Below are 26,610 nucleotides of genomic sequence, written 5' to 3' on the forward strand. Positions count from 1 at the left end.
GCCGAAGCTAAAGCTCTCCTGGGTCATGCTGGGGATCGTGCTCTGGATTGTCGTGTTGCCGCTGGCCTGGTGGCTCGGCCCGCGACTGACCGTGTTCGACACGCGGCCGCTGGATACGATTTGGTCGCGCATCGTCTTTACGTTGCTGTGGCTCTGGCTGGGTTTCAGCATCAGCGCCTGGCGACTATGGCGTCGCGTACGTCATATCCGGGCGGAGCAGCAGAAGCAGAAGATCGCCGAGCATGATCCTCAACAGATCTTCGTCGACAAGCAGCAGGCGTTTCTGGATCGTTGGCTGCTGGCGTTGCGCGAAAATCTGGGAACGAACATCCTCTACAAGATGCCGTGGTACCTGACGATCGGTTTGCCGGGCAGCGGTAAAAGCAGCCTGATCCACCGCGCCAACGAGGCCAACAAGCTCAATCCGCATCTGGATGCCGAACTGCGAGACTTCGCGGCGGGTCAGGAAGTGGACTGCTGGGTGGGCGAAAGCGCCATTATCTTCGATCCCGACGGTCAGATGATGGCACCGTCGAATCCCGATCACGCTCCGGATGAACGCAAACATGAACGTCTGTGGACGCATTTGTTGCAGTGGCTGAGCCAAAACCGTAAGCGTCAGCCGCTGAACGGTCTGGTGCTGACGTTGGATCTGGCCTGGTTATCTCATGCCAGCGTGCCGGAACGTCAAGCCTATGCGCAGCTGATCCGCGGCCGGATTCAGGAAATCGCCACTACGCTGAACACCCGCCTGCCTATCTATGTCGCGCTCACCAAGCTGGATATGCTGCGCGGCTTCGATATCGCCTACCGTCAGCTGGACAAGGAGACCCGTCAGTCCATTCTGGGGGTGACCTTTGACCTGAAGGCCAGCGCCGGGAAAGGCTGGCAGGAAGAGCTGGATGCCTTTTGGGATAAATGGGTTTCCGTGCTCAACGACAATCTGCCTGGCAAGATGCTCTCCAATCTCACTAGCGAGCAGCGCAGCGCTCTGTTCAGCTTTACGCGCCAGCTAGCCGGTTTGAAGGACTATGTTGAGGAGATCCTCGCCGCCGCCATTACGCCGGAAGAGTACAAACCACTGCTGGTACGCGGCGTTTACGCGTGCTCTGTCTATCAGCAGGGCGTGCCGTTCGACGCCTTCGCGCAGGCGGCCACCTTCCGTTATCAACTGCCGGAGCCGGTCAATTCGGCCCTGAAGGGCGAGTCCAACACCTTCTTCGTGAAACGCCTGTTTTCCGGCGTCATCTTCCCCGAAGCGCATCTGGCCGGGGAGAACCGTTTGCACAGTCTTTACCGCCGCCGCCGGATCGGCATCGGTATGGGCTGCATGGGCGTGCTCGCCGCGCTGTTGGTGATCGGCTGGCATCACTACTACCGGCTGAACGAAGAGGCCGGGCGCAACGTACTTAACAAGGCGCAGGCGTTTACGGACACCNCCGAACTGGCAGGGCAGCAGAATCAGGGCTTTGGCTATGGACAGCTGCCGCGTCTTAACCTGATCCGCGAGGCCACGCTGTCGTTCGGCGACTATCGCGAAAAAACGCCGGTGCTGTCGGAAATGGGGCTATATCAGGGCGATAAGATCGGTCCTTTCGTGGAAGGCACTTATCTTCAGCTGCTGAGTCAGCGTTTCCTGCCGGCGGTGATGCAGGGGTTGCAGGACGATCTGAATCAGGCCCCCAAAGGCAGCGAGCAGAAGCTGGCGATCCTGCGCATCATGCGGATGATCGACGATGCGTCCGGCCGCAACAAGTCGGNGGTCGAGCAGTATATGGGACAGCGTTGGCAGCGGGCGTTCCCCGGNCAGGGCAAGGTGCAGGAACATCTGATGCAGCATCTGGACTATGCGCTGGAGCACACCGACTGGCACCAGGCCCGTCAGCAGAAGGACGCGCAGGCGATCGCCGCCTTCGAACCGTTCCGGATGCCGATCGCCGACGCGCAGCGTGAGCTGAGTAAACTGCCGATGTTCCAACGTATCTACCAGAGTCTGGTGACCAAGTCGCTGGACGTGCTGCCGCCGGATATGATGATGCGCGATGAAGTCGGGCCGGTGTTCGATACCGTCTTCGCGCTGCGCAACGACAAAGCGGGCACGGTGCCTCGGCTGCTGACCAATGCGGGCTTCAGTGAATATTTCGTTAAACAGGATAAGACGCTGTTCGATCTGGCCGCGCTTGACGCGTGGGTGCTGGGCCAGCGTGAGAAAGTCTATCTGAGCGAGGAAGACCGAAGGGAGATCCAGCGTCAGGTCAACGATCGCTATATCACCGACTACGTCAACCAGTGGCAGAAAGTGCTCGCCGGTCTGGACGTGCAGCCGCTGGAAACGCCGGAGCAGGCGCTGGACGTGCTGACGGCCATCACCGGTAACGATCAGCCTTTCCAGCGTGTGATCGCCGCCCTTAACGATAATACTCGCGCCCGTAAGCTGTCGGATAACGACAACGACCCGGCGCAGCTCATGAATGCGCGCATCAGCCGCACGTTTATGACCACCAACNCGACGCTGAGTGGTCGTGGCGATCAGGTCGCGCTGATCCAGGAAGTGAACCAAAAGCTGACGGAGTTCTACCACAGTCTGGAACAGATCGTGAATGCGGGCGATCCGGGGCAGGCGGCGCTCAAAGCGATGCAGCTGCGCCAGACCAACCGCTTCGCCGATCCGGCGTTCGCACTGCAACAGTACGCGCGCAGCCTGCCGACGCCGCTGGACCGCTGGGTCGGGCAGATCGCCGAGCAGAGTTCGCATTTGGTGATGGATCTGGCGATGTCTTCGCTGAATCAGGAATGGCAGGACAAAGTGGTGACGCCGTTCAACGATCAGCTGGCGGATCGCTACCCGTTCAATCCTGAGTCGGACAGGGACGTGGCGCTGTCGGAGATGGAGCGCTTCTTCGCTCCCGGCGGCACGCTGGACAGCTTCTATCAGGCCAACCTGAAGTCCATCCTGAACGATAGTCAGGGGAGCGGCGATGTGAGCTCGACGTTGCAGACGGAGCTGGTCAAGCAGCTGGATCGCGCCGATCGCATCCGTAAAACCCTGTTCAATGCGCAGGGCGGACTGGAGGTGCACTTCGTGCTGGAGCCTATCGAGCTAACCGCGAATAAGCGCCGCAGCGTACTCAATCTCGACGGACAGCTGCTGGAGTACTCTCACGGCCGCCGTCAGAAAACGCCGCTGGTGTGGCCGAACAACATGCGGGACGGCGCGGAAAGCAAAATCACGCTGGTACCGGACAACCGCGAGCGTTCGCCGCGTAGTCTGGGCTACATCGGACCGTGGGCGATGTTCCGCCTGATCAATACGGGCGAGTTGAGGCAGGTCAACGAGAACACATTCGACGTGCAATTCGCCGTCGACCAGGGATCGATGTCCTATCGCGTTTACACCGACGCCAGCCACAACCCGTTCGCCGGTGGTCTGTTCAGCCAGTTCCAACTGCCTGAATCACTGTATTAATGTAAAGGGGGCGCTGATGGCGCCCCCATTGAATGGATTTCATCACTATGCAAGACGCACAGCAGGCTCTGACAGTCGGTCGCGATCCGCGAATGCTGCCCGAATATGAAACCTTACGCATCGAAATCAACAAGCTGAGCCATGCCTCACGGCCGGAAGTGGACTGGGCCTTGATCCATAAAATGGCGGGCATCATTTTTGAAAAGCACGGGGTGGATTTGCAGACCGCCGTGTATTTCGTCCTTGCCCGGTCACGGCTACAGGGGCTGAACGGTTTTACCGAAGGCTGCGAATTTCTCGCCAACCTGATCGTGACCCAGTGGGACAACTTCTGGCCGCCGGTGCACCAGGATCGCGCTCGCATCGAAATGATCGACTGGTTTATCGCCCGCGTCAGCGAGGTGATCCGCGGCTATGCCATCAGTCAGGACGATCGCCGGTTGATCTACCGCTGTGAACGCTCGCTGCAGCTGATTAGCGAAAAGCTACACAACGTCGGCCTGAGCCGCGTGCCGCGCATCGAGAATCTGGTTCNCTTTATCGAAGGGTATACCCACCTGTTCGACGAGACGGAAATCGTGATCGTCTCTGACGACCAAGAGATTAAAAAGNAGGACATGCAGATCCCGCCGATGGTGTACTTCAAGTCGGACGGGGATGCTTCGACGAGCGCGCCCGATCAGCCTGCGTTGCCGACCGGCAGCATTCTGGNCGGGCGAGAAAAGGGCGAGGTCAAACCCACCGTGCTGAAAATCGAGGCGCGTCGTAAGCATAAACCGGCGTGGTTTTGGTTTGCCTGTGGTTTGCTGTCCTGCGCGCTGCCTGTCGCGACGGTCTTCGGCTGGCAGACGATGCAGGCGCGNGAAAACGCCGCGGTCGAGCTGCTGATGCAGCCTGCTCAGGCGCTGCCGGACACGCTGGATTACAACGATATCCGCCAGGTCCGCATCTCGCTGGGCGAACAGACGTTGCAGGGAATGGAAGGCCGGGTCATCGCGCGCTATCAGGCGCAGCTGGATCAGGTCAAACACGCTTCGCCGCTCGCGGTTTACCAGTATGGCGAGGATCTCAAGAACTCGTTGCAGATGCTCTATCCCGACTCGCTGGCCGTCAAAGAGATGGGACGACAGTGGCAGGAGTCGCTGTCGTTGCGTCAGGATGTACCGACGTCTTCNCCTGCGTATCTGGAGGCGCAGGCTCGCGTGGACGGGATGCTCAGGCAGTTGCAGGAACTGGAGCAGCAGAGAAAAACGGTCAGCATCTCCTATCTGAAATCCCAGTTTTACGAGATCCAGAAAAGCCTGCTTTCCGGCACGCCGTTCACCCAGAGGTTAAAGCAGCTGGAAACGCAGAAGGCGGAGCGAGGTTCGGTCAACCCCGGCGAACTGGAGCGGATGGAGAACGAGCTGGATGCGCTGAGTATTCGGTTATTCAAACTCAAGCAGAAAAATACGGGCAGCTGACGGCCCACAGGTATCGAGGCCGCGTCGCCTGCGAACCGCGTGGCGGATGCAAGAGACGCGGCGATCTATTGACGGTAAAGATGAAATGATGATGCGTAAAACAGCGGTTCTACTCCTGACAGCCGGGTGTCTTACGGCGTGCGGCACCCCTGTGTCGTCGCTGTCCGAGCAAGACCTGACGCGCGTCGCCTCCGAGGGCAACGGGACGGCGCAATATCAGCTGGCGAGACGACTGGCCGCCAAACCGGACTATCCGGCCGCGATGCGCTGGATGCAGAAGGCGGCGGAGCAAGGGGGGAGACTGAGCGCGAGCAGCGACCTGCGCGGCACCGCGGCGCTACAGGTCGCCGACTGGTATCAGGAAGGGCTGGGCGAACCGAAAAATGTCCCGTTAGCTGAACGCTGGTGGCATAAATCGGCGTATTTCGGCAATAGCGAGGCCAATTACCGCCTGGGGATGCAGTGCAAATTACGTCATCAAAACACGTTGGCGCCGGAGTGCATGGACGCGTTCGAAGCGGCCGCCGGGAAGCGTCATGCGGGCGCTCAGCTTGCAATGGCGGAGTGGTACGCGGCGCATGCGGACTCCGCCAAAGAGGCGATCCGTTGGTTTGAACGCTCGGCCGAACAGGGCAACCGGGATGCGCAGTATCAGCTGGCGCTGCGTTATGAGAAAGGGCTGGGCGTCACGCAGCGTAGCGACATGGCCGAGCGCGGGTACTATAAAGCGGCGTTGGCAGGCCAGCCGCAGGCGCAGTATTGGATGGCGCAACACACGCAAGCTCCGGAGTCTATCGAATGGTATCGCAAGGCGTCGGAGGGCGGCGAACCACAGGCGCAGCTGTGGCTGGGAATGGCGTATTTGACCGGCGACAAACTACCGCTTGATAAACCTCAGGGCGAGACGCTGCTGAAAAAGGCGGCGGCGGGCGGTTCGGCGGAAGCCAACTACCAGCTCGGTCTTTTGTCACAGACCGCAGACGAGAAGGTGGCGTACTTGCAGACCGCCTCGGCGAAAAGTTTTCTCAAAGCGCAGTACGAGCTGGGTCTTTATTATCAGCAAACGGGCGATCTGGTTCACGCTCGGATCGAGTTCGGTAAAGCGGCCGCGCAAGGCGATGTTCTGGCGCAGCTCGCCTATGGCGAGATGCTGCGTTTGGGGCTGGGCGGCAAGGAGGACTACGCTGAGGCCGTTAAACAGTATCGTCAGGCATCTTCCGCCAATAACCGCATGGCCCAGTATCGTATGGGCACGATGCGTCAGGAAGGGCTGGGCGTGCCGCGCAACCGCATTCATGCTTACGCCTGGTTCTCGCTGGCGGCCACCGAAGGTATGGTGAACGCCATCAATGCCCGTAACGCGCTTGAAGAGGGCATGCAGCCGGATGAGGTGAAGGCGGCGCAGAAGCTGGCGATGCNCTGGTCCTCCGGCAAAGGTATGGCCAGCGAGCGGGACAGCCAGTAACCTTCCCCGCCAACACTTGACGTCGCGTCAGGCCCCGGCAAGCAGAGGGCTGGGGCATTTTCCATCAGCCTGAGCGTAGGTGAAGGCAGTCGAAGGCGGACGGCGATGTCGCTTCTCGATAGCTGACTGAGTTTTCGCGCGGATCTCCCCGATCGCGCCCATCGCCGGGTTGGATGACCCCATGGCGATGGGNGCGATGCCGTCTCTTGGCTCCGGCTACGTTCACTGTTTCTGTTTCCCGACTCATTTCACCCGACGAAGACACTGCCGGCGTCGCTCATCCACCCGTTTGGCGAACCACGCCGTGGTCAGCTTGCGGGTGATTTTGGGGCTTTCCAGCGAAATGCCCGGCAGCATCTCGCGNGGCGATTTTCCGCCCGCCGAGCGGTCCGCCAGCGCATAGACCTTCTGGTACAGGTCGGTTTTTTCGAAAGCCGCCGTATCGCCTTTCTCCAGATCCCGACGGATCGCGCTGTCGCTTAGTTTGAGCCGTTTGCCGAGGGAGCGTACCGCGAGTTCGGTTGCGCCCGCCTGGTTTGAACCGTAGTTGATCAGATCGCCGTCCCGCGCCAGAGCAATGCCGCTCAGGCGACTGACGGCCTGTTGAAATGCCGCGTTACGGCTGGCGTACCAGCCCGCGTTAAAGTCGGCGAAACGGTAAATCGACTGGGTATAGCTGGCCGGATAGCCCAGCAGATGCATGATGCCGAAGTACATGCCGCCGCGACGGCTGAAGACTTCCCGACGCACGGTGCCGTCGATGGGATAGGGGTAGCCTTTGGCGTGGGCTTCGGCGAACGCGATGCTGACCTGCATCGGGCCGCCGGTGCGCACTGGGTTCAGGCGGCCGAACAGTTGCTGTCCCATCGGCACCATCTCGATGAAGTCGTCAAAGATCGCGCTCAACTCTTTCTCGCTGCGTACCTTATCTAAGCGTTCGCTATAGGTTTTGCCGTTGGGCGAGGTGATCGACAACGCCGTACGTACCAGAAACAAAGGAATGTGCAGCGGTTCGGCGCGGCGATTAATCTCCTGCCAGGCGATTTTTGATAAACCGGGCACCTGCGGGTCGGCTTTGAATGTTGACTCCTGCTCGGTGACGGCGAGGACGGAACAGAGATTTTCCGGGCTGGGGTCGAGCTGCTGTGCGGTAAAGGCGGCGGCGATATCTTCCGCCCAGCCTTGTCGATCGCTAACGTTGGCAGGCAGCAGCGTCAGCAGTTGCGCGCGGACATCCGCCGGGCGCGGCGCAGGCGTTTGGGCGACTTTATCGGCGCAGCCGGCCAGCGCCAGTACGGCGAGCAGGCCCAGCGCGTGCAGCGGGGAGCGAAATGAAAAACGGTGCAGATTCGGCATGTTATCTCGGGTCGACAGGTAAAGGGCTGACATGACGTTAGCGCAGCGCACGATGATGATCCAGCGCGGCGACGCATGCTTTTTCTCGTTTGACCTGGCATAGTTGGCGTTACGCGTAACTTGATACTTTCACGACCTGACGGAACGCCGATGGCTGCTGCCCAACCCTGGACCCGAGACCAACTGCTGGTCGCCTTCACACTGTATAGTCAATTGCCGTTCGGCAAGCTGCATTCGCGCAATCCTGACATCATCCACTATGCCACACTGCTGAATCGCACCCCTTCGGCGTTGGCGATGAAGCTGGTCAATCTGGCGAGTCTCGATCCGTTTATTATCGCCTCCGGGCGTATCGGCCTGCGCGGCGCGTCCAATGCTGACCGGGCGATGTGGCAGGAAATGAACGCCGATCCGGCGCGCTTCGAACAGCAGTGTGAGCAGGCGATGGCACGCATTGCATTGCCGGCGATTACGCCACAGGCGCAGGAAGCGGCGGAGGATTTCCGGGGCGGGGAACGTTGGACGCCGGTGAAAACGCGTATCGGCCAACAGCTGTTTCGCAAGCGTGTGCTGGGCGCCTACGGCGAACGCTGTTGCGTCACCGGTCTGGACGAACCGATGCTGCTGGTCGCCAGCCATATTCGGCCGTGGAAAACGGCGGAGGAGCACCGGCTGAATCCTAGCAACGGCCTGTGCCTGTCCAATCTGCACGACAAAGCCTTCGATACCGGGCTGATCACCTTTAACGAGGCATTAGAGTTGCAGCTTTCCCCCAGAATCAAAAAGCTGAAAAGCCCGGTCAGCGAGATCTACTTCGCGCAGTATGAGGGGCGCCCGCTCCGCCTCCCCAGCGAGTTTCCGCCGGACATGGCGCAAATGGCCTACCATCGACAGCATATCTTTCAGGCCAGGGGATAGGCACGAGGGCGGGTGACGGCGCGAAGGCCGGACTCGCATTTTTAATCAATCCACTTTAAATAAAAGGATTAATTCTAGAATCTCATTAATATGGCCCTTCTTGATTTTTATCGCTTATAGGAAAAGCAGCAGATTTTGCAGGTAAATTTAATTCAGGCCATATTATTTTTATTGCCCGGATCGGTTCCATTTCGGACAGTTAAAATCAAATAAAAATTGAACAAGCGTCATCAATAATAAAAAACAATGATGGCAAAAAAAATAACTGAATATGCATTCAGGGATATTTTTTTGCTTAATAGTGAAAAAAAGTTAAGTTTGATGGCTGGAAACCAGAGCAGTGTTTATTTTTGGAAACCAAAGGACATTATGATCAATTTTTCAACAAAGAAAATAGACCTTTTGCATGGTTTAGCGGTCAAAATGAAATAGAAGAACAGGCTAAGCGGCAACAAAATGTTATTGATATTTGTATGAGAATCCCTAAGTGCCATTGGCATTTTATGGAGCCAGTAAGCGCTGGCCATTTCCAAAAAAGATTTTTAATTTATTTTGATCTGACAATAAATTATACCCCCTGAAGGAGGAAATAACGTGGAAGAACTAAAGCTGACTATATATAAAAAAGAAGATACGATCGCTATCGAAAATCTCCTTGAACGGTTTCTGTATTTATCAAACATAACCAGTTATTTGCGAGGAGGGGCAGTTGAGTGGTTTTTGACGGGTAAAAGTAAAGCGGAGGCGCTGAAGAAAAAAATTTTTCATGAAAATAAGATGGCAGATGAAGCTTTATCGCTTCTGGATAAGAAGATAAAGTCTTTACCTAGTATCACGGAGACTATTTGGAATAATTTCGATGATATTATCACTGCATCTAACTACATTTGCGAAAGCTACAACAATATTTCATACCAAATAACAGTACGCTCACCAAATATAGAACCGAATTTTGAGTTAGTGGTGAAATATCTAAGTGCATTAATTAGAGATCTTACTCCCCATATCGTTACTATCGAAACTAATGATTATGGTTTCAATCAATCCCAAACATTTCCCGACCGCCTTCCGGTTGGTTGGATGTTTTATATCGATGAAATATTTGATAAAAATACATTAAATTTGGATGAGCATATGGTGGCGGTTAATAACGATGGTATGCCAATAGGATCGCTGTTCATTAGCAAACGAGGCCTCTTTGATGGTGAAAATAAAGAAGATATTAAAATAGCTAATGCGCTGGAAATAGCACTTGTCGAGCATGAAATTCTTCCCACGTATCGTACTATTTTTAAAGGATAGAGACGATGCCTAAACCTGTCATATTGCTTAACGATACCACTACGCATGGTGGGACGGTGATTGCGGGACCATCTCCATTGACAATTTCCGGGACGGCTGTCGCTTGCGTTAATGATAAGGTCAGTTGTCCGCTATGCTTAGGAATTTACCCCATATTGCCATCTTCGGGGACCGTCAAATATCAAGGAAAAGACCTTGCCACCGAAGGGATGAAAACGGCCTGCGGTGCCGAACTGATAGCCTCGCAAAGCACTATTAACGTATAGCCGTTCATATATTGGGATGGGATATTTAGGGTATGACATAGGAGCCTCTTGAAATAGAGTGCTGTTATCATCTTCTCAGCCTCTAAGTGGATTGAATTGATCGCTTTTCAAGACAAAGGCAAAAGGATGAGCTGGCGCTGTACCCACTACACTACGACTACGATATCGCCAACGGGCTGACCCGCGAGATGAGTTGTCAGACGCACTGTTCTCGGGGGTAAGATCAGTGCCGAAGTCGGGGACTGTGGCCTGCGCCGGGCATTATGTATAATCCCCGCCTTACCGTTCATTCCCCGGAGCCTGATATGACTTACCGTGTAGTCTTCATTGATGACCACTACATCGTGCGTTCAGGATTTGTGCAGCTGTTGGCGCTGGAAGAGGATATCGACGTCGTGGGCGAGTTCAGCTCGGCCGCCGAAGCGCGCAAAGGATTGCCGGGGCTACAAGCACACATCTGTATTTGCGATATCTCCATGCCCGACGAAAACGGGCTGGATCTGTTGGCCGACCTGCCCTACGGGCTGGCGGTGATTATGCTGTCGATGCACGACAACCCGGCCATGGTAGAACTGGCGCTGGAGCGTGGTGCGCGCGGATTCCTGTCCAAGCGTTGTCATCCGGAAGATCTGGTGACGGCGGTGCGCACGGTGGGGCAGGGCGGTGTCTATCTGATGCCGGAGATCGCCCGTCAGTTGACGCGTTCGCAGGTCGATCCGCTGACGCGGCGCGAAGGCGAAGNCGCCATGCTGCTGGCGCAGGGACACGACGTGCGCGAGGTCGCGTTGCAGCTGGGNCTCTCCCCGAAAACCGTACATGTCCATCGCGCCAATCTGTTCGCCAAACTGGGCGTGAGCAATAACGTCGAGCTGGCGCACCGCATGCTGGGGTACTGATGCAGCGGGTCGTGTTTGCCCTATCTATTTTCTTCCTGTATGCCGCCGCCTGGTTTTGCCTGTGGGGGATCGGCACCGCGCTGGTCGCTAATCCGCTCGAGGCCGTGATGTTGTTTCCGTTCGGGCTGCGGGTCGGCGTGCTGTTGCAAACGCCGCGCTGGTGCTGGAACGGGATCTTGTGCGCGGAAGCCGTCATGCTGTGGATGCTGTATCAGCAGTTTGGCACCAGCGCCGAACTCGGGGCGCTATTGTGTGCTCTGCCGTCGTGTCTGGTGCTATTGCATCTGACGGCCGGGTGGCTGCAGCGATCCTTGCAAAGCGAAGCCGAGTGGCAGTGGCCTTTGCAGCAGGGGGCCGTCGTCGTACTGGCGGCGTCGTTGCAGGCGGCGATCTGGTCGCTGGTCACGGGCGTCGCCCCCGTACAACCGCTGCTGCTGGGGCTGAGCGGCGGACTGNCGGTCGCGCCGACCTGCCTGTTGATCTGGCAATATTTGTCCCGGCAGCGTTGGGCGCCGCTGGAGCCGGGGTTGATTCACCAGCCGCTAAATATGCGGTTGCACCATCTGGGCGGATATCTGGTGCTGTTCGCCTTTAGCGTCTGGCTGCAACGCCAGGCGGACGACGTCGAACTGCGGCGCTTTGCGCCATTTTGTTTGGCGATCCCCATTGTTTTCATGTCTTACCGCTATGGCTGGCAGGGCGCGCTGCTGGCGACGCTGCTTAACGGCGTGGTGCTGATTGCGTCCGAACCTCACGGCATGGGACCCCACCGCGACCTGCTGTTGTCGCTGCTGGCGCAAAGCCTGACCGGGATGCTGCTGGGCGCGGGTATCGAACGTCAGCGCCATCTGAATCATCAGCTGGCGCTCCGGCTGGAGGAGAACCGACAGCTGGCTCGTTCGCTGGTGACGGCGGAAGAGGACACCCGCCGCAAGATTGCCCGCGAGCTGCATGACGAAGTTGGGCAGACAATCACCGTGATCCGGACCCACTCGGGCATCATCAGCAAATTGACGCAGGAGCCTCGGGTGCTCTCCAGCGCATCGGCGATCGAGTCCTACGCCCTGCGGGTGTACGACGGCATTCACGATCTGCTGGCACAGTTGTGGCCCGCGGCGCTAAGTGCGCTTCCCCTGTCGGGGGCGCTGGCGGCGTTGCTGCGCGATCTGGTGCCGCCCGATCAGGGGATAACGACGTCGCTGGACTGGCAAATTCCGGATGCGCATCTGGACGATACGCTGAAGATCATTCTCTACCGGCTGTGTCAGGAAGGTGTGACCAACGCATGCCGTCATGCGGATGCGTCGCACATTAGCGTCTGCGGCCAGCGCAATGCGGCCGGGCAGTACTGCGTCAGTATTCAGGACAACGGGCGGGGCGTGGATGTGGAGAGCGTCAAACCGGGCTATGGGCTACGCGGGATTCAGGATCGTGTGCGCGCCATCGGCGGCGAATGCGCCCTGCGTAATGAAGGTGGAACGCGTCTGGTTGTGATCCTCCCCGCAATTTTCGGAAAAAACACTCAAAACTAGGAAAAAGTCTTAGTTTTAATGCGCCATTGGCTTGGTCGGATTGGGCGCGCGCGAGGCACCATAAGCGCCACTAACGCTACAGCAGTATAACGAGGTTTTCATGTGGTTCATTTTAAAAAGCCGTCCTGACGCCCCTCAGGTGCAGGACAGCGCCCAGATCGATGCGGCCTACAAATATTGGCGCATCCAATTGATGTGGGTTATGTACGTCGGCTACGCCGCTTTCTATTTCACACGCAAGAGCTTCACCTTCATCATGCCAGCCATGGTGGCGGATCTCGGCCTGAGCATGTCGGACATCGGTATCCTGGGCACGCTGTTTTATATCACTTACGGCTGTTCCAAATTCATCTCCGGTATGATGAGCGATCGTTCCAATCCGCGCTATTTCATGGGGATTGGCCTGATTATGACCGGGATTATCAACATCGTATTCGGACTCAGCTCCTCGCTGCTGGTGTTCGGTGCGCTATGGATGGTCAATGCCTTCTTCCAGGGCTGGGGATGGCCGCCGTGCTCCAAAATCCTGACCAGTTGGTACTCCCGCTCTGAGCGTGGAAGCTGGTGGGCTATCTGGAACACCTCTCACAATTTCGGTGGCGCGTTGATCCCCCTGTTGGTGGGCTTTATTTCCCTGCATTTCAGCTGGCGTTACGGCATGATCATCCCCGGTATCATCGGGATTGTGCTGGGTCTGCTTGTGTGCTGGCGGTTGCGTGACAAACCGAACACGATGGGCCTGCCCAGCGTCGGGAAATGGCGTAATGACGAGATGGAGCTGGTGCAGGAGTCCGAAGGACAGGGTCTCACCAACCGTCAGATCGTCAAACGCTACGTGCTCACCAACAAGTACATCTGGTTGTTGGCCGTGTCCTACGTGCTGGTGTATATCGTCCGTACGGCCTTGAATGACTGGGGTAACCTTTACCTGACTCAGGAGAAAGGCTACTCCCTGTTGACGGCTAACTCGGCGCTGTCGCTGTTTGAAGTGGGCGGATTTATCGGTTCACTGGTTGCGGGCTGGGGTTCCGACAGACTGTTCCGCGGCAACCGGGGGCCGATGAACCTGATCTTCGCCATCGGCATCTTCCTGTCCGTGGCCGCGCTGTGGCTGATGCCGGGCATCAGCTATGTGCTGCAGGCGGGCTGCTTCTTCTCCATCGGCTTCTTCATCTTTGGTCCGCAGATGCTGATCGGTATGGCGGCGGCTGAGTGCTCTCATAAAGATGCTGCCGGTGCGGCGACCGGTTTTGTCGGCCTGTTCGCCTATTTGGGCGCGGCGTTGTCCGGTTATCCGGTTGCGCAGGTAATGGAAAAATGGCACTGGTCGGGTTTCTTCGTCGTGATCTCCATCGCGGCTTGCCTGTCCGCACTGTTCCTGCTGCCGTTCCTGCGNGCGCAGAATCAGGATAACGTGAAAAAAGCGGTCTGATCCGAGCGACTGCCGAAGCCTGCCGGGCGGCCTCTGATCGAGGTCGACGTCGTCCCGGCGGGCGGCGATGATCGGACGTCCTCGTTTGATCTTGCCGAGGTTATAGAACGTCGCCGACGGCATAGCGTCAGCGCGTGATGCAGCGCCCCCGTAGAGAAATGGCAAAGCGGTTTCCCGCCCCATTTTCTTCTGCGGGGGCGCTGTTTTGTTGTCTGGGGGAATATCAGCGGGCGGTCCCGCTGGTTTCGCGTTCTGGGCGTGTGATCGCTACGCGACAGAGTGACGAAGAGAGGGGAAATAGCGCGCCGATGTGTTGCCACGCGCCTGACCGTCAGTGATGCAGGTGGATTTGCTGTAGGGTGGTGTAGAGGCGTTTTTTATCGCCGACGCTCAGTTTTTTATCCGTGAGGGACTGCGCGAACTGGGCATAGGACAACCGATGCAGATTACCTTCCCGCTGCAAAATGACGGCAATTTGTTGCAGCAACTGCATGTTGATGTCGGTTAAACGCGCGCGTACCGTTTCCAGTGGAAGAGGTTGGTAGTTCAGCTCGGGAGAGGAGAGCCAGTCCGCGCGATAGCGGTACTGCACCGCTTTGGCCGCGTCCATCTGCGCCTGTACGAAAGGGGCGGTAGAGGCGCAGTCCAGGCCAGATTTTTCCGCCTGACGCAGGCTGATTTCAAGGACGCTGTGCTCTTGGTTCGACTCTTCAATCGGTCGCTGATGCGCCATCTTATCGGCAGCGACGTCCTTCATGTAACTGAGGCGTTGATTGATGAGGTTGGCGACCGGCGATGTCTCCGCAGCGATGGCGTTGCAACAAATGACGAGGGTGAGAAGCATCGTTTTCCGTAACATGGCGGCTCCTTGCTAGGTTTATCTGGTGAGGTCCATACCCTCGTCACGAGAACTCGGTGGCGCTATTCGGTCTATGATGACGAGAGGTGTGCATGTTGCTGTATTTTACGCATTCCCAGCACGATCCCCAACCCCGAAAACAGAGAGATTGCCACGGCGATATACATAAAACGCTGAAGCGGCAGGTGATAATGTTCGGCGATAAACAGAAACAGCCACATGAACGGCAGGATAGACTGGTTTAGCATCACGATCAGCGAAGAGGCGCCAGCCAGTTGTCGGGATGGGAGCAGAGTGATACGCAGCGTTCGCATGACGTTATCGGTGAAAACTTTTCCTGCAATGCACAGGGAATAAAAGATCAGGAACGGTATCAACCTGTCCATTGCATGGGAAAGCGCAAGCGACGACAGCATGATAATAAGAATACCGAACGCCAGCTGCGCCTCTTTCCCGAAACGTTGCCTCCCTGCGCTATAAATGAACGTTGTGAACATGCCGGCGGCCCCGGCAAAAATCTGAATCAGCCCGAAATATTCGATGGGCAACGCCATATTGGTTTCGATAATAGCCGGACCGCTTGAGGCAATTAATCCAGCAAAGAAATTATTTCCCGCCGCCAGAAGTATCATAAAAATAATAAGCGGGCTTTTTAATAGGCCCCATGAGGAAATTAAACCGGGCGGAGTAAAACTGGCGGATTTTGTGTCGAGAGTGAGATGCTGAGTCGTCAGAAAATAATAGGCATTGATTAAATAACCGGTGGCCGCAATGAATAAAATCGTCATGTAGCCCGAGTCGTAAAATAGGATGCCCATCAACGGACCCACAATAAAGCCTGTTAAATCCGCACGGGTCAGCAGGTTGGCGTCTTTATTCACATCCTGGCTATAAGCGGCGATCAGTTTCTCAATAGCCAATGTTGTTTGCGTATTGCCCGCAGACACGACGGTGCCGAACAGGCCAGCGCAAAGGGACAGGACCAGAGGGTCTCGCGTAAAGTGAAGCACCAGACACAGCAGCAGGCAAGACAGCGCTTTGACTGAATCTGAGGCAATGGAAAGCGTTCGCACGCCCCAGCGGTCGATGCCTGTTCCCAGTAACGGGGTCAATATGATCCGGGGCAACCACCACAATGCGTAGGCCAGCCCCGAATAGGTCAGACTTTGGGTTTCCGCGTAGACCAGGATGGGGATCAAAAACACCATCAGACCGTCTGCAATAAAGGCTAAATTAACAAAAAAAAGTGGAATAGGATTCATTTATTACTTCATCCTGAATAATATTACGGACGTTTTTTAAATTAAAAAATTTTTATTAAAACACCCGTGGGGGAATCCGTGCCGAAGCGCAATGATAAATAAGCCTAAAGCCTATGTCGCACCAATATAATGATGTGGTCGACATAAAGTAAACCCTAATCTATTTTTCCCCTCTCGTTGTCAATTTGTTTGGGAATAATTTGCGGACTTATTGTTTTTGCTCTATTTAGCTCTGCTGTTGGGTTTAAAGCGGCGGTGAGTAGGCGGATACCGGGCCGTCACATTGGCCCGGGTTTTAGAATGTTAGGCGGGATAGACGTGGCACGGCATAAAACCGTATCGTATTACAGCGGCCACTGCGCCAGACGAATGCCGCGCTGCGTTGCCTCCTCTCGAAACTCTAGCAGCATGTTTTTGACATCCGCATCAATGTAGTCTGCATTGTCATGCTCGACGATGACCACGCTGTGAGCGGGGATCTTGTTGAGCAACGACTGTAGGTGCGGATTGTGCACGAACGTCAGGTTCTTCTGGAAGCGCAGCACGAAATGGTTGCCGTAGCGCGTGAGTTGCAGCGCATTGCGATGGCTTTTATAGCTGCTAATGGCGAGTTGAGACGCTATCCCCAACCCAATCCCCGCCAACATACCGAATACGATAATACCGGTGATGGTGATGATGAACGGGGCAAATTGCTGCCAGCCATTTTTCCACTGAGAAACAAATAGGGCGGGTGCCGCCAGCTTGTATCCGGTATACAGCAATACTGCCGCCAGGCTGGCCAGAGGAATGATGTTCAGCAGCTGACTCATATAACGCACGCTCAGCAACAGCAGGACGGCGTGCAGCAAAATGGAGATTTTACTGCGACCGCCGGCGTTCACGTTGACGGAGCTGCGTACGATCACGGCCGTAATGGGAAGGCCGCCGACAAATCCGCTCAGCAAGTTTCCGACGCCCTGAGCGCGCAGCTCTTTATCCGGCGATGGCGGCGGTGTCTGCGGCTTGATTTTCTTCAGAGCTTCCTGACTGAGCAGCGTTTCCAGACTGGCGACCAGTGCCAGCGTGACGGCGACGATATAAACGGCGGGATTGTTCCAGACCTGCCAGTCGGGGCGGATGACTTCAGCAGCCAACTGACCAAGGTTATCGAATTCCGGTAGCTGAATGCGCGGCAGCGTGTCGGCGAAATCGGGGATGATGCGATCTCCAAAAAGCGCGCACAGCCCGCCAAAGAGAACGGCAACCAGCGGTCCGGGGAACCAGCTCAAGATTTTATGCCGTTTGATGGCGGGATGGTCCCAGCACCAAAGCAGCAGCAGTCCCGAGATAGCGACAAAGGGCGCGCTGAAGGATGGCAGCGAACCGAGACCGCGCCATAGGGAACTGATCTGTTTCGAATCGGCTAACCCCAGCGCCAATGGGATCTGTTGCATGATCAACAGGAGTCCGATGGCGGCTAGCATGCCGCGGATCACGCTGCCGGGCACCACCGAAATGAAACGACCGACACGGGCCATGCCCATCAGGTATTGCAGTACGCCCGACAGCATGATGGCGAACAGCAGAGCGGCAAAAGACCCCAGCGATTCAATGGCTCCGGAGACAATCGTGACCAGTCCCGCGGCCGGGCCGCTAACGGCATAGCGCGACGGGCTTAGCAGCGTCACCACCAGACCGCCGATGACGCCGGTGACCAGGCCGACAAACGGAGACAACCCGCTGGCCTGCGCAATCCCCAGACAGAGCGGCAATGCGACGAGAAAGACGACAATCCCGGCGGGAATATCTTGGCGAAGCGTTGAGAGGTTCATGCGGCGCCCTCCCTGTTGCTTTGATGAATCAACTCCTTCAGATGACCGTTATGCAGGTCGTAGACGCAGCCGAACACGCTCAGTTCCATACCGTCCTCCCAGGCTTTGATAACCGGGGGAGCATGGACCAGCCGGGTGAACTGTTCACGAACGTTGGCTTCGACCAGCCGGTTTCTTTGTTCATCCGGCGTTTCCTCGCTGTCCTGACGCTGATGAAAGGACAGATGGGGGAGCAGCGTCGAGCGCAGCGACGTAATCCGTCGAGACAACGCTGAATTCTCCTGATCCAGCGCCATCGTCGGTAGTTCGATGGCGGCCTGCACGCCGCCGCAGCAGTAGTGGCCGCACAACACGATGCGCGAAACGCGAAGGTACTCCAGGGCATATTGCAGCACGCTCATGAAGTTGTCGTCTTCATGACTCACCATATTGGCAATGTTGCGATGAACAAACAGCTCTCCGGGACTGGAACCCGTCAGCACTTCGGCGGGAACGCGGCTGTCTGAGCAGCCGATCCACAGCGAGTGTGGCTTCTGGACAGAGACATGCTGCTTGAAGTAATGCGGGTGTCGTTGGCGGCGTTGCAGCGCCCAACTGCGATTTTTGGCGAGTAACGGTTTTAAAGTCGTCAAAATAGGTCTCTCCTGTGAAAAAAATTGAAGATCAGTTGAGCTTGTGGACNCACTTTCACTTTCCCCGATAATAGCGATCCAAAAAAAATGGGTTAAATGACTGATTATGAATATCGTCTGAACTCAGGGGGCGGCACGGGTGAAAATAAATAACGTGTTGTGATTGTAAGAAAAAAAGAATTATTCACCAGTTGAAAAAACATAAATCAGATTAATTACCTTAACGGCTATAACGTAACGTAGCGTTGTGCCTCAGACAGTGGCTATTAATTTACTTAATTAAGGTGAATGATATTGTCATTATTCTATTGCTGTGTGCGGAAAAGGGCTGTATACGCCGATGTAGGGTGTGGAGACCGTTTTTATGGATTNATTTTATTTTAATTGATTGATTTTTATTGTTTTTATTATTACATCGAGATGTCAACTCCCTGTCGAGTCTGCGAATCCTGATATCTCAATTATTTTTTAAATTTGCTCCATTTTTTAATGGCTAGAGGACGAGTCCCGTTTTTCCCCATGACGGAAAAATGCATTCGGTATTAATATATCTATAGCAATGTCCCGCAGTTTTGCCAGTTTAATAAGACACGGAAAATACCCTGACAATAAGTTGGGTTTTGTGTAATAAAAATGAAATAAAAATATCATGAAAATCAAAATACATAATGACGGATATTCAGCGGCCGAACAGCGGAAATCGACAAAATGGAGCGCTTCTGACCGCGGTTTTTTCGACGATAGGGTAATTATTGGGGACCGTCATGCAGTCGGTGGCCCTTTTTATGTAAATTAGCGTCAATTTTTTTCAATAAGTTTGAGCGTTAGCGATATCGAACGTGCTGCTGTGGTCGCTTTGCGTGAGTCAAGCCGGCCAAGGCCAATGGTCATCGGCCATAGAATAGCGGCGGCTTTAACACAGCGTATGAAGGTCGAAAGGAAGACGTTGAAAGGGGCGAGGTAAAAAAATGCCGCTACCCAGNGCAGGCAGCGGCAGAATCGTGCGGGTTTTTAACGGCGAATTAGCGCGTTTCGCCGGCGTCTGGCAGGTGAGTCATACGGTTGCGCAGGTCGCGGCGGGCAAGCTCGGCCACCCAGAAGCAGAACATATGACCAAACAGTTCGGAGAAGTGTTCAGCGAACGGTTGATCCCACGGCGCAGGCACGGTACCGAACAGCGGCAGCAGCACGACGTGGAAAACCACCCACAGTACCAGGCCGTAAAATGCGCCCTGCCACAGTTTAATTTTGGTGCAGAATTCGGCAGCGATGCAGTACAGCACGGTGAAGGTGATGGAGAAACCGAAGTGCATAATGAAGCTCATGATCGGGCGCGGGTTGCCGTTGAACATGTAGCTAATATGAGAAAGCTGAAAAGACATGCCCAGTTGTTGCAGCAATTCTTGAGGCGGGTTAGTGAGATCGCGTGCGGGCGTTCGGGGCGGAAAAGGAATTTCCCAACCGAATTTTGTAATGGCACAAATAATGCCTGCAATAATACCGACCAATATAGCCAGTAATACTTTCTCTTTAATAGTGCGCGCTTGCAGCATGTTATTTTCTCCTTAATAACGACGCAAAAAACAGGGAACGGAAACGGCAGATCCCCCCGCTGGTAATATCCGGCAGAAACTGAAGATCTGTGATTATATGTGGTTGTAATCATATACCTACCTATGAAAGGTGTCGACATGATCTGCTTACCGTCACGCCTGAATAGTGTAGCGGAAATGCTAATAAAAGGGCGCAAGAGGGTTAGTGCAATGCAGCACTTGAGAAATAGAGCCACTATTATTTTATAGACGAATATTTTAAGTCATAAATATCATGTAAATAGCACTTTTATCTTATTTCGGTAATGAGAAATAAACGATATCACTTTTAACATGATGTCAGAAAAGTTCGTCGTTTTATTGTGCAGTATATTTATCCTGCGTTTATCTTCGAATGCTTCTCAGATAAATAATTTATTGGTTCTCAGTCGTTCAACGTGAGGTAGCAAGGACTCGCGACGAAAAGGTGTACTGAGGCGCTTAGCGTCGGCTGGAGGATAAATTGCGAGAGGGAAAGTTATCAGGAGCGCCGAGGACGCTCCCGTTGATGAGGCGGCGGGTTAGCGTTGCTCCTCCAGCCACTCGGGCATGTCATGGAAACCCATTGCCTGGCGCACCAGCGNGGGTTTGATGCCGGGCAGGGTATCCGCCAGCTTCAGCCCCACGTCGCGCAGCACTTTTTTAACCGGATGCGAACCGGCGAACAGATCGCGGAAGCCTTGCATACTGGCGAGCATCACCGCAGCGCTATGTTTGCGACGACGTTCGTAACGACGCAGATAAAGATAATGGCCGATGTCTTTACCCTGAGTCTGTAGGCGTTTCAGCTCGGCAATCAGCTCGGCGACGTCCATAAAGCCCAGATTCACGCCCTGACCCGCCAGCGGATGAATGGTGTGCGCCGCATCGCCCATCAACACCAGGCGGTGCGCGGCAAAGCTGCGTGCGTAGCGGGCTGTCAGAGGAAAACTCTGTCGCACGCTCTCCAGTTCGCACAATCCCAATCGCATATCAAACTCGGCGGCCAGCTGCGAATTGAACGTCGCCGCGGGGGCTTCTAACAGGCTCTGCGCGCGTTCCGGCGGCAGAGACCAGACAATGGAGCAGAGATGCGGATCGCTGAGCGGCAAGAACGCCAGCATGCCGTCGCCGTGAAACACCTGACGCGCCACGGACTCATGCGGGCGTTGGGTGCGGATATTGGCGACCAATGCATGATGGCCGTAATCCCAGAAGGTCAGCGGAATATCGGCATGCTGCCGCAGCCATGAGTGCGCGCCATCCGCGCCCACGACCAGCCTTGCCGTCAGCATGTTGCCGTCTTCGAGCGTGATAAAGGCTTCGTTTTCGCCCCACGCTACCTGTTTTAAGGCGGCGGGGGCGATGAGGGTGATGTCGCGCGCGCGTTCCGCATGTTGCCACAGCGACTGTTGGATAACGTCGTTCTCAATGATGTGGCCAAGATGGGAAAACCCGGTTTCTTCGCCGTTGAAGCTGATGCTTCCGAAGCTATCCCGATCCCACACCGACATCGCGTTATAGGGGCTGATGCGCTGGGCCGCGATGGTTTGCCACACGCCGATCCTTCGCAACAGCTGTTCGCTGGCGGCGTTGATCGCTGAAACGCGCGGCGCCAGTCCCCGCAGGGAAGAGGGCGCATTGACCGGCTGTTTTTCCAGCACGGCGATACTCAACCCGCTGCCCTGCAGCCCGCAGGCGAGCGCCAGACCGACCATGCCTCCGCCGGCAATGACCACGTCGAATGATTGCATAAAGCGTGAATTCCTGTTGTTGCCGTCGGCGACGGTTATCGTTCCACCCAGCCCAGCGTTCTGCGGGCCAGACTATCCCGTAGCACGGGTAAACTGTTCATGGCCATTAAGCCCAGATTGCGCGCCACTTCCATTGAGAGATACGCGTTGGCGAAGATCCGCACCAGTCCGTCGGTGATGGCGACGGTCGTTTGGCGATCCGGCTGACGCCGTTGCTCGTAGCGATCCAGCACCGGATAGCTGCCGGGATCCTCTCCGCGAGACACGGCGTCTACCAGCGTTTCCGCCAACGTCATCACATCGCGTAGCCCAAGGTTGAAACCCTGACCGGCGATAGGATGGAGCGTCTGTGCCGCGTTACCGACCAGCGCGAGTCGGTGGCTGATGTGGCGCTCTGCGGTGCGCAGCGCGAGTGGATAGCTGTGGCGTTCACCGACGTGCGTTATTGCGCCCAGTCGCCAACCGAAGGCGAGCTGAAGCTGACGCCGGAACGTGTCGTCGTTCCAACCATCCACCTCGGCCTGATGCGCCTGCGGGTGGCACCAGACCAGGGAGCTGCGCCCCTGACTCATTGGCAACAGCGCCAACGGGCCATGCGGCGTGAAGCGTTCGTAGGCGCGTCCGCAGTGAGGTTCCGAGGTGACGACGTTGGCAATGACCGCCACCTGATCGTAAGGATGTTCTTGCCAGCGTATCCCCGCCGCAAAGGCGAGCTGAGAGTGGGAGCCGTCGGCAGCGATCAGCAGCTGGCCGCGTAACGCGTCGCCGTTGTCCAGCGTCAGCGTGGCGCCGTCAGCGTCGCGTTCGACGTTGACCACCGTTGCCGGGCAGTGGAGCCGTACGCCCGGCGCGTGCTCCAGAAGTGAAAACAGGCGTTTGCCGGCTTCATGCAGCTCAACGACATGGCCTAAAGCATCAACGTGATAGTCCCGGGCGTGCAAATAGACGTAGCCCGCGTGCCCGCGATCGCTGACGTGGACAGTGGTGATCGGCGTGGCGGCATCCGCCAGAGCAGGCCAGATACCAATCGTCTCCAACTGCTGGCGGGTGCCTTCCGATAGGGCAATGGCGCGAGCGTCGAATCCGGGATGCTGGCGATCCTGCGGGTCGCGGGATTCGATCAGATCGACGGCGATCTTCCCCTGAGACAGGGNGGAGATCGCGAGCGCCAGCGTTGCGCCGGCCATGCCTCCGCCGACGATCAGGATACTCATGAAGCGTTGCTCGCCGCGGCGGCCATCAGCGCTTCGATATCGTCCGGATCTTTGACCACGCCTGCGGTCAGCACCTCGTTGCCGCTGGCGGTAATGACGATGTCGTCTTCAATACGTATGCCGATGCCGCGGTATTCCGGCGGAACGTCGGCGTCCGGGGCGATATAAAGGCCCGGTTCGACCGTCAGCACCATGCCCGGCGCAAGGATGCGATCGCGATCGCCCGACCCGTAGTCGCCGACGTCATGGACGTCCAGCCCCAGCCAGTGGCTCAGTCCGTGCATATAGAAGTCGCGATGCGCTTCTGCGGCGTAAAGTTCGTCAATATCGCCTTGCAAAATACCGAGGTCCAGCAGCCCTTGCAGCATGATGAGGACTACTTCTTCATTCACTTCGCGGATGCTGCGCCCAGGACCGTACAGCTCGATGGCACGTTCTTCGGCGGCAAGTACGATGTTGTAAATCTCGCGCTGGGGCGCCGTGAATTTTCCGTTGACCGGGAAGGTTCGAGTGATATCGCCGGCATATCCTTGATACTCGCAGCCAGCGTCGATCAGCACCAAATCGCCATCCTGCATCTGGCTCTCGTTCTCGGTGTAATGAAGTATGCAGCCGTTTTCACCGCTGCCCACAATCGTGTTGTAAGACGGGTAGCGAGCGCCGTGGCGGGTGAACTCGTAGTGAATTTCCCCTTCCAACTGGTACTCATACAGGCCGGGACGGCAGGTTTGCATTGCCCGGGTATGAGCCAGCGCGGTAATTTCTCCGGCGCGTCGCATCAGGTCGATTTCGACCGGTGACTTGGTCAGGCGCATTTCGTGCACCCATGGGCGCCAGTCCGTGAGCGTCGACGGAGCGGAATAGCCTCTACGGGCGCCCTCGCGCAGTGTTTCCAGCGCGCTGAATACCAGCTTGTCGGCGTAACGGTACTGGCCCTGCGCGTGGTAAACCACGTCCAGACCGTTCAGCAACAGATGCAGCTGTTCGCCCATTTCGTCAAACGGCAACGCGCGATCCACGCCCAGTCTGGCGGGTGCGGCATCTTGTCCCAGACGGCGTCCGAACCAGATCTCGGCGTTGATATCGCGTACCCGGTTGAACAGGACGCTGTGATGATGATTTTCGTCGCTCTTGATCAGCAACAGCGCGGCTTCTGGTTCATTGAAGCCGGTGAAGTACCAGAAATCGCTGCTTTGCCGATAGGGGTAGTCGCTGTCGGCATTACGTTGCGCTTCGGGGGCCGCAAAAATAATCGCGGCGCTGGCAGGCGCCATTTTTTCCAGCAGAGCCTGCCGTCGACGGAGATATTCTTGTTGATTCATCACCTGCTCCTGAATTGTCAGCGCCGGGCGCTGACCTGTAAGGCGGATAGCCGAACGTTAGTGCAGCGTCGGCTTTTGTTCGGGGGCGGTTACCACCGGATGCGTGAACTCGTTATGACACATTATGGCAGCAACCCGCACATATTCGACGACTTCTTCCAGCGACTGGGCCAACTGGTCCTGATCTTCGTCTTCGTCATAGCCCAGTTGAGCGATATTGCGCAGATCGTCAATCGCTTCTTTCAATTCGCCCTGCGTTTTATCCAAACGCGGCTGCACCACGCCCAATCCGAGTAGGAAGTGGTTGACCCAGCCTGCCAGACCGTCGGCGCGTTCGAACACGGTCACGTTATCTTGCGTATCGTCCGGCAGGAACAACTGGAACATGAAGCCTTCATCTTCCAGCGTATCGCGGGTGATCTGATAAATTTCCAGCAGCGGCTGCGCCAGCGCCTGGGGGAAAGACAGACCGTCGTTGGTCAGTTCCGACACCAGCGTTTTCCAGCTGTCGTCATGATTGCCGCCGCACAACATACCGCTGATTAGGCCGTGCATTTCCGCCGTCGTCAGGGCGACCTGGTGCTGTTGCAGTAGTTGTTCAGTGGCCTCATAGCCAGGGAGTTTGTTCTCTATAGACATGCGCATTCATCGTCGTTGCGGGGAGTTCGTGTTATGCTACCACCAAGCTCCGTTGCTATACCAGAAAGGGCTTGTATCTTCTATTTGGGGTATATATAGTAGCGCCCGCTTTTTTACCTGGACGGGCTGCCAGGCAGCGCTAGGTAAAACCTGCGCGGGCGCGAAACGACACAAGGGCAGGAAGGTGGCATGTCTGCACAACCGGTAGATATTCAAATTTTTGGCCGTTCGTTAAGAGTCAATTGTCCGCCAGAACAACAGGATGCGTTGAATCAGGCTGCGGAAGATCTTAACCAGCGGTTGCAAGATCTCAAAGTTCGCACTAGAGTCACAAACACAGAGCAACTGGTCTTTATCGCCGCGCTCAATGTGTGCCATGAGCTGGCGCAGGAACGGACAAAAACCCGTGACTATGCCTCCAATATGGAACAACGAATTCGCATGCTGCAGCAGACCATCGAACAGGCGCTGTTGGAGCAAGGCCGTATCACCGACCATCAGGATGCCCAGTTTGAATGAGCGCGCATTTTGGTAAAAAAGGTCGTGGATTTCGGGTAACAAAACGCTGTTAGACATGTTAGGGTAACAGCGAGTAACGAATAAAATTTCTCTGAGATGTTTGCCAGCGGGCCAGTCCCCTGAGCCGATATTTACAACCAACAGAATGTTATGCTTGTGGTTGGTGCGCATGCTCGGTCCGTCCGAGAAGCCTAAAAACTGCGACGTGACGTTCACCTTGAACCAAGGGTTCAAGGGTTACAGCCTGCGGCGGCATCTCGGAGATTCCTTCCTCTTTATATCCTTTTCCTACAGGCTGATAACCGATATGCAGACGACCGATTCTTCTGCCGATCTCTCCGCCGATCTTGACCGTCAAACTCTCCGCCAGCGTATACGCCAACGGCGCCGGGCGCTCAGTGCCGAACAGCAGGCGAGCTTTTCTCAACAGGCGGCGCAACGCATTATCGCTCACCCTCGCATTCAGCAGGCCCGACATGTGGCGGCGTATCTCTCATTTGACGGCGAGCTGGATACCGCTCCGTTAATTGTCGCGCTCTGGCGGCTGGGCAAACAGGTCTACCTGCCGGTTCTGCATCCGTTCAGCGCCGGTCAGCTGCTGTTTCTGCGCTATGAACGTGACACGGAGCTGACGCTCAACCGGCTGAATATCTTGCAGCCCCGATTAGACGTGCGTCAGGTGCTGCCGACTGACCAGCTCGATATCCTGTTTACGCCGCTGGTGGCGTTTGACGACCGGGGACAACGACTGGGGATGGGGGGCGGATTTTACGATCGTACGCTGGAACATTGGCAGGAGCGCGGGCCTTATCCGATGGGTCTGGCTCATGATTGCCAGCAGGTTGAGCGGGTGCCGGCCGCCCACTGGGACGTACCGCTGCCGGAAATCCTCACGCCGTCCCGTGAATGGCGGTGGCCGGCGTGAAGC

Annotated in this window: 21 protein-coding genes, 1 other RNA gene and 1 pseudogene; 13 read left to right on the forward strand and 10 right to left on the reverse strand. The window is 56.2% G+C overall.

Going from position 1 to position 26,610, the window contains the following annotated elements; genetic code table 11:
• Positions 1 to 25 precede the first annotated feature (25 nt).
• The 3 genes from tssM to RZ35_RS03010 all read left to right on the forward strand — a co-directional run bounded on the left by tssM (position 26) and on the right by RZ35_RS03010 (position 6,394).
• Positions 26 to 3,466, forward strand: a complete 3,441-nt coding sequence (gene tssM / locus RZ35_RS03000; protein ID WP_455709685.1) for a type VI secretion system membrane subunit TssM — start codon at positions 26 to 28, stop codon at positions 3,464 to 3,466.
• Positions 3,467 to 3,513: 47 nt separating this feature from the next.
• Positions 3,514 to 4,929 carry a VasL domain-containing protein gene (locus RZ35_RS03005; protein WP_026741968.1) on the forward strand — a complete coding sequence of 472 codons (1,416 nt, stop codon included), beginning with the start codon at positions 3,514 to 3,516 and terminating at the stop codon, positions 4,927 to 4,929.
• A gap of 91 nt (positions 4,930 to 5,020) precedes the next feature.
• Positions 5,021 to 6,394, forward strand: coding sequence for a tetratricopeptide repeat protein (locus RZ35_RS03010; protein WP_455709686.1), 1,374 nt, complete (start codon positions 5,021 to 5,023; stop codon positions 6,392 to 6,394).
• 243 nt (positions 6,395 to 6,637) lie between these two features.
• Here the strand turns inward: RZ35_RS03010 and RZ35_RS03015 are convergent, their stop codons facing one another.
• The gene (locus RZ35_RS03015) at positions 6,638 to 7,750 is read right to left on the reverse strand and encodes a DUF1615 domain-containing protein (RefSeq protein WP_026741970.1); all 1,113 of its coding nucleotides are present in this window, start codon (positions 7,748 to 7,750) and stop codon (positions 6,638 to 6,640) included.
• A 150-nt stretch (positions 7,751 to 7,900) separates the two neighbouring features.
• Here RZ35_RS03015 and RZ35_RS03020 point away from each other — a divergent pair, with 150 nt between their 5' ends.
• From RZ35_RS03020 to uhpC, 7 genes and pseudogenes are all read left to right on the forward strand, one after another.
• Positions 7,901 to 8,668, forward strand: a complete 768-nt coding sequence (locus tag RZ35_RS03020) for an HNH endonuclease (RefSeq protein ID WP_026741971.1) — start codon at positions 7,901 to 7,903, stop codon at positions 8,666 to 8,668.
• Positions 8,669 to 8,991: 323 nt separating this feature from the next.
• A pseudogene (locus RZ35_RS17085) lies at positions 8,992 to 9,249 on the forward strand (Tox-REase-5 domain-containing protein); the annotation flags it as partial.
• 13 nt (positions 9,250 to 9,262) lie between these two features.
• The gene (locus RZ35_RS03030; protein WP_026741973.1) at positions 9,263 to 9,970 is read left to right on the forward strand and encodes an Imm52 family immunity protein; all 708 of its coding nucleotides are present in this window, start codon (positions 9,263 to 9,265) and stop codon (positions 9,968 to 9,970) included.
• 5 nt (positions 9,971 to 9,975) lie between these two features.
• Positions 9,976 to 10,236, forward strand: coding sequence for a PAAR domain-containing protein (locus RZ35_RS17090; RefSeq protein WP_071999746.1), 261 nt, complete (start codon positions 9,976 to 9,978; stop codon positions 10,234 to 10,236).
• A 305-nt stretch (positions 10,237 to 10,541) separates the two neighbouring features.
• Complete coding sequence (gene uhpA, locus RZ35_RS03035; RefSeq protein ID WP_026741974.1) at positions 10,542 to 11,132, forward strand: transcriptional regulator UhpA; 591 nt, start codon at positions 10,542 to 10,544, stop codon at positions 11,130 to 11,132.
• On the forward strand, positions 11,132 to 12,664 hold the full coding sequence (uhpB, locus tag RZ35_RS03040; protein WP_026741975.1) for a signal transduction histidine-protein kinase/phosphatase UhpB: 1,533 nt from the start codon (positions 11,132 to 11,134) through the stop codon (positions 12,662 to 12,664). The genes uhpA and uhpB overlap by 1 nt, the downstream gene beginning before the upstream one ends.
• 100 nt (positions 12,665 to 12,764) lie before the next feature.
• Positions 12,765 to 14,096, forward strand: a complete 1,332-nt coding sequence (gene uhpC, locus RZ35_RS03045; protein ID WP_026741976.1) for an MFS transporter — start codon at positions 12,765 to 12,767, stop codon at positions 14,094 to 14,096.
• Between the two features lie 331 nt (positions 14,097 to 14,427).
• Here the strand turns inward: uhpC and RZ35_RS03050 are convergent, their stop codons facing one another.
• The 9 genes from RZ35_RS03050 to RZ35_RS03090 all read right to left on the reverse strand — a co-directional run bounded on the left by RZ35_RS03050 (position 14,428) and on the right by RZ35_RS03090 (position 25,163).
• Positions 14,428 to 14,955, reverse strand: a complete 528-nt coding sequence (locus RZ35_RS03050) for a chorismate mutase (protein WP_026741977.1) — start codon at positions 14,953 to 14,955, stop codon at positions 14,428 to 14,430.
• 71 nt (positions 14,956 to 15,026) lie between these two features.
• Entirely contained in the window at positions 15,027 to 16,217 is a 1,191-nt protein-coding gene (locus RZ35_RS03055) for an MFS transporter (RefSeq protein WP_026741978.1), read from the reverse strand.
• A gap of 344 nt (positions 16,218 to 16,561) precedes the next feature.
• A complete protein-coding gene (locus RZ35_RS03060) occupies positions 16,562 to 18,031 on the reverse strand; it encodes a SulP family inorganic anion transporter (RefSeq protein ID WP_026741979.1) in 1,470 nt (489 codons plus the stop codon).
• Positions 18,028 to 18,663 (reverse strand): carbonic anhydrase, encoded by a 636-nt coding sequence (locus RZ35_RS03065; protein WP_026741980.1) that lies wholly within the window; start codon positions 18,661 to 18,663, stop codon positions 18,028 to 18,030. The genes RZ35_RS03060 and RZ35_RS03065 overlap by 4 nt, the downstream gene beginning before the upstream one ends.
• 1,022 nt (positions 18,664 to 19,685) lie before the next feature.
• Positions 19,686 to 20,213: a YagU family protein gene (locus tag RZ35_RS03070; protein WP_026741981.1), complete on the reverse strand. Its 528-nt coding sequence runs from the start codon at positions 20,211 to 20,213 to the stop codon at positions 19,686 to 19,688.
• 563 nt (positions 20,214 to 20,776) lie between these two features.
• Complete coding sequence (ubiI, locus tag RZ35_RS03075; RefSeq protein WP_026741982.1) at positions 20,777 to 21,988, reverse strand: FAD-dependent 2-octaprenylphenol hydroxylase; 1,212 nt, start codon at positions 21,986 to 21,988, stop codon at positions 20,777 to 20,779.
• Between the two features lie 35 nt (positions 21,989 to 22,023).
• Positions 22,024 to 23,202 carry a 2-octaprenyl-6-methoxyphenyl hydroxylase gene (ubiH, locus tag RZ35_RS03080; RefSeq protein WP_026741983.1) on the reverse strand — a complete coding sequence of 393 codons (1,179 nt, stop codon included), beginning with the start codon at positions 23,200 to 23,202 and terminating at the stop codon, positions 22,024 to 22,026.
• Complete coding sequence (pepP, locus tag RZ35_RS03085) at positions 23,199 to 24,524, reverse strand: Xaa-Pro aminopeptidase (protein ID WP_026741984.1); 1,326 nt, start codon at positions 24,522 to 24,524, stop codon at positions 23,199 to 23,201. The genes ubiH and pepP overlap by 4 nt, the downstream gene beginning before the upstream one ends.
• Positions 24,525 to 24,581: 57 nt before the next feature.
• Positions 24,582 to 25,163, reverse strand: coding sequence for a YecA/YgfB family protein (locus RZ35_RS03090; protein WP_026741985.1), 582 nt, complete (start codon positions 25,161 to 25,163; stop codon positions 24,582 to 24,584).
• Between the two features lie 189 nt (positions 25,164 to 25,352).
• Between RZ35_RS03090 and zapA the strand changes: the two genes are divergently transcribed.
• The 3 genes from zapA (at position 25,353) to RZ35_RS03100 (ending at position 26,607) form a co-directional block, all read left to right on the forward strand.
• Positions 25,353 to 25,682 (forward strand): cell division protein ZapA, encoded by a 330-nt coding sequence (zapA, locus tag RZ35_RS03095; RefSeq protein ID WP_026741986.1) that lies wholly within the window; start codon positions 25,353 to 25,355, stop codon positions 25,680 to 25,682.
• Positions 25,683 to 25,767: 85 nt separating this feature from the next.
• Positions 25,768 to 25,950, forward strand: a non-coding RNA gene (ssrS, locus tag RZ35_RS17095) — 6S RNA.
• Between the two features lie 39 nt (positions 25,951 to 25,989).
• On the forward strand, positions 25,990 to 26,607 hold the full coding sequence (locus RZ35_RS03100) for a 5-formyltetrahydrofolate cyclo-ligase (protein WP_026741987.1): 618 nt from the start codon (positions 25,990 to 25,992) through the stop codon (positions 26,605 to 26,607).
• Positions 26,608 to 26,610: the final 3 nt, after the last annotated feature.

It is taken from the genome of Lonsdalea quercina subsp. quercina (assembly GCF_000688655.1).
Taxonomy (GTDB): domain Bacteria; phylum Pseudomonadota; class Gammaproteobacteria; order Enterobacterales; family Enterobacteriaceae; genus Lonsdalea; species Lonsdalea quercina.

What these genes read in the sequence shown, in the direction of transcription:
- RZ35_RS03020 (WP_026741971.1), top strand. Translation starts at nt 7,901, where the DNA reads ATGGCTGCTGCCCAACCCTGGACCCGAGACCAACTGCTGGTCGCCTTC.
- RZ35_RS17090 (WP_071999746.1), top strand. Translation starts at nt 9,976, where the DNA reads ATGCCTAAACCTGTCATATTGCTTAACGATACCACTACGCATGGTGGG.
- RZ35_RS03050 (WP_026741977.1), bottom strand. Translation starts at nt 14,955, where the DNA reads ATGTTACGGAAAACGATGCTTCTCACCCTCGTCATTTGTTGCAACGCC.
- RZ35_RS03055 (WP_026741978.1), bottom strand. Translation starts at nt 16,217, where the DNA reads ATGAATCCTATTCCACTTTTTTTTGTTAATTTAGCCTTTATTGCAGAC.
- RZ35_RS03060 (WP_026741979.1), bottom strand. Translation starts at nt 18,031, where the DNA reads ATGAACCTCTCAACGCTTCGCCAAGATATTCCCGCCGGGATTGTCGTC.
- pepP (WP_026741984.1), bottom strand. Translation starts at nt 24,524, where the DNA reads ATGAATCAACAAGAATATCTCCGTCGACGGCAGGCTCTGCTGGAAAAA.
- RZ35_RS03090 (WP_026741985.1), bottom strand. Translation starts at nt 25,163, where the DNA reads ATGTCTATAGAGAACAAACTCCCTGGCTATGAGGCCACTGAACAACTA.
- zapA (WP_026741986.1), top strand. Translation starts at nt 25,353, where the DNA reads ATGTCTGCACAACCGGTAGATATTCAAATTTTTGGCCGTTCGTTAAGA.
- RZ35_RS03100 (WP_026741987.1), top strand. Translation starts at nt 25,990, where the DNA reads ATGCAGACGACCGATTCTTCTGCCGATCTCTCCGCCGATCTTGACCGT.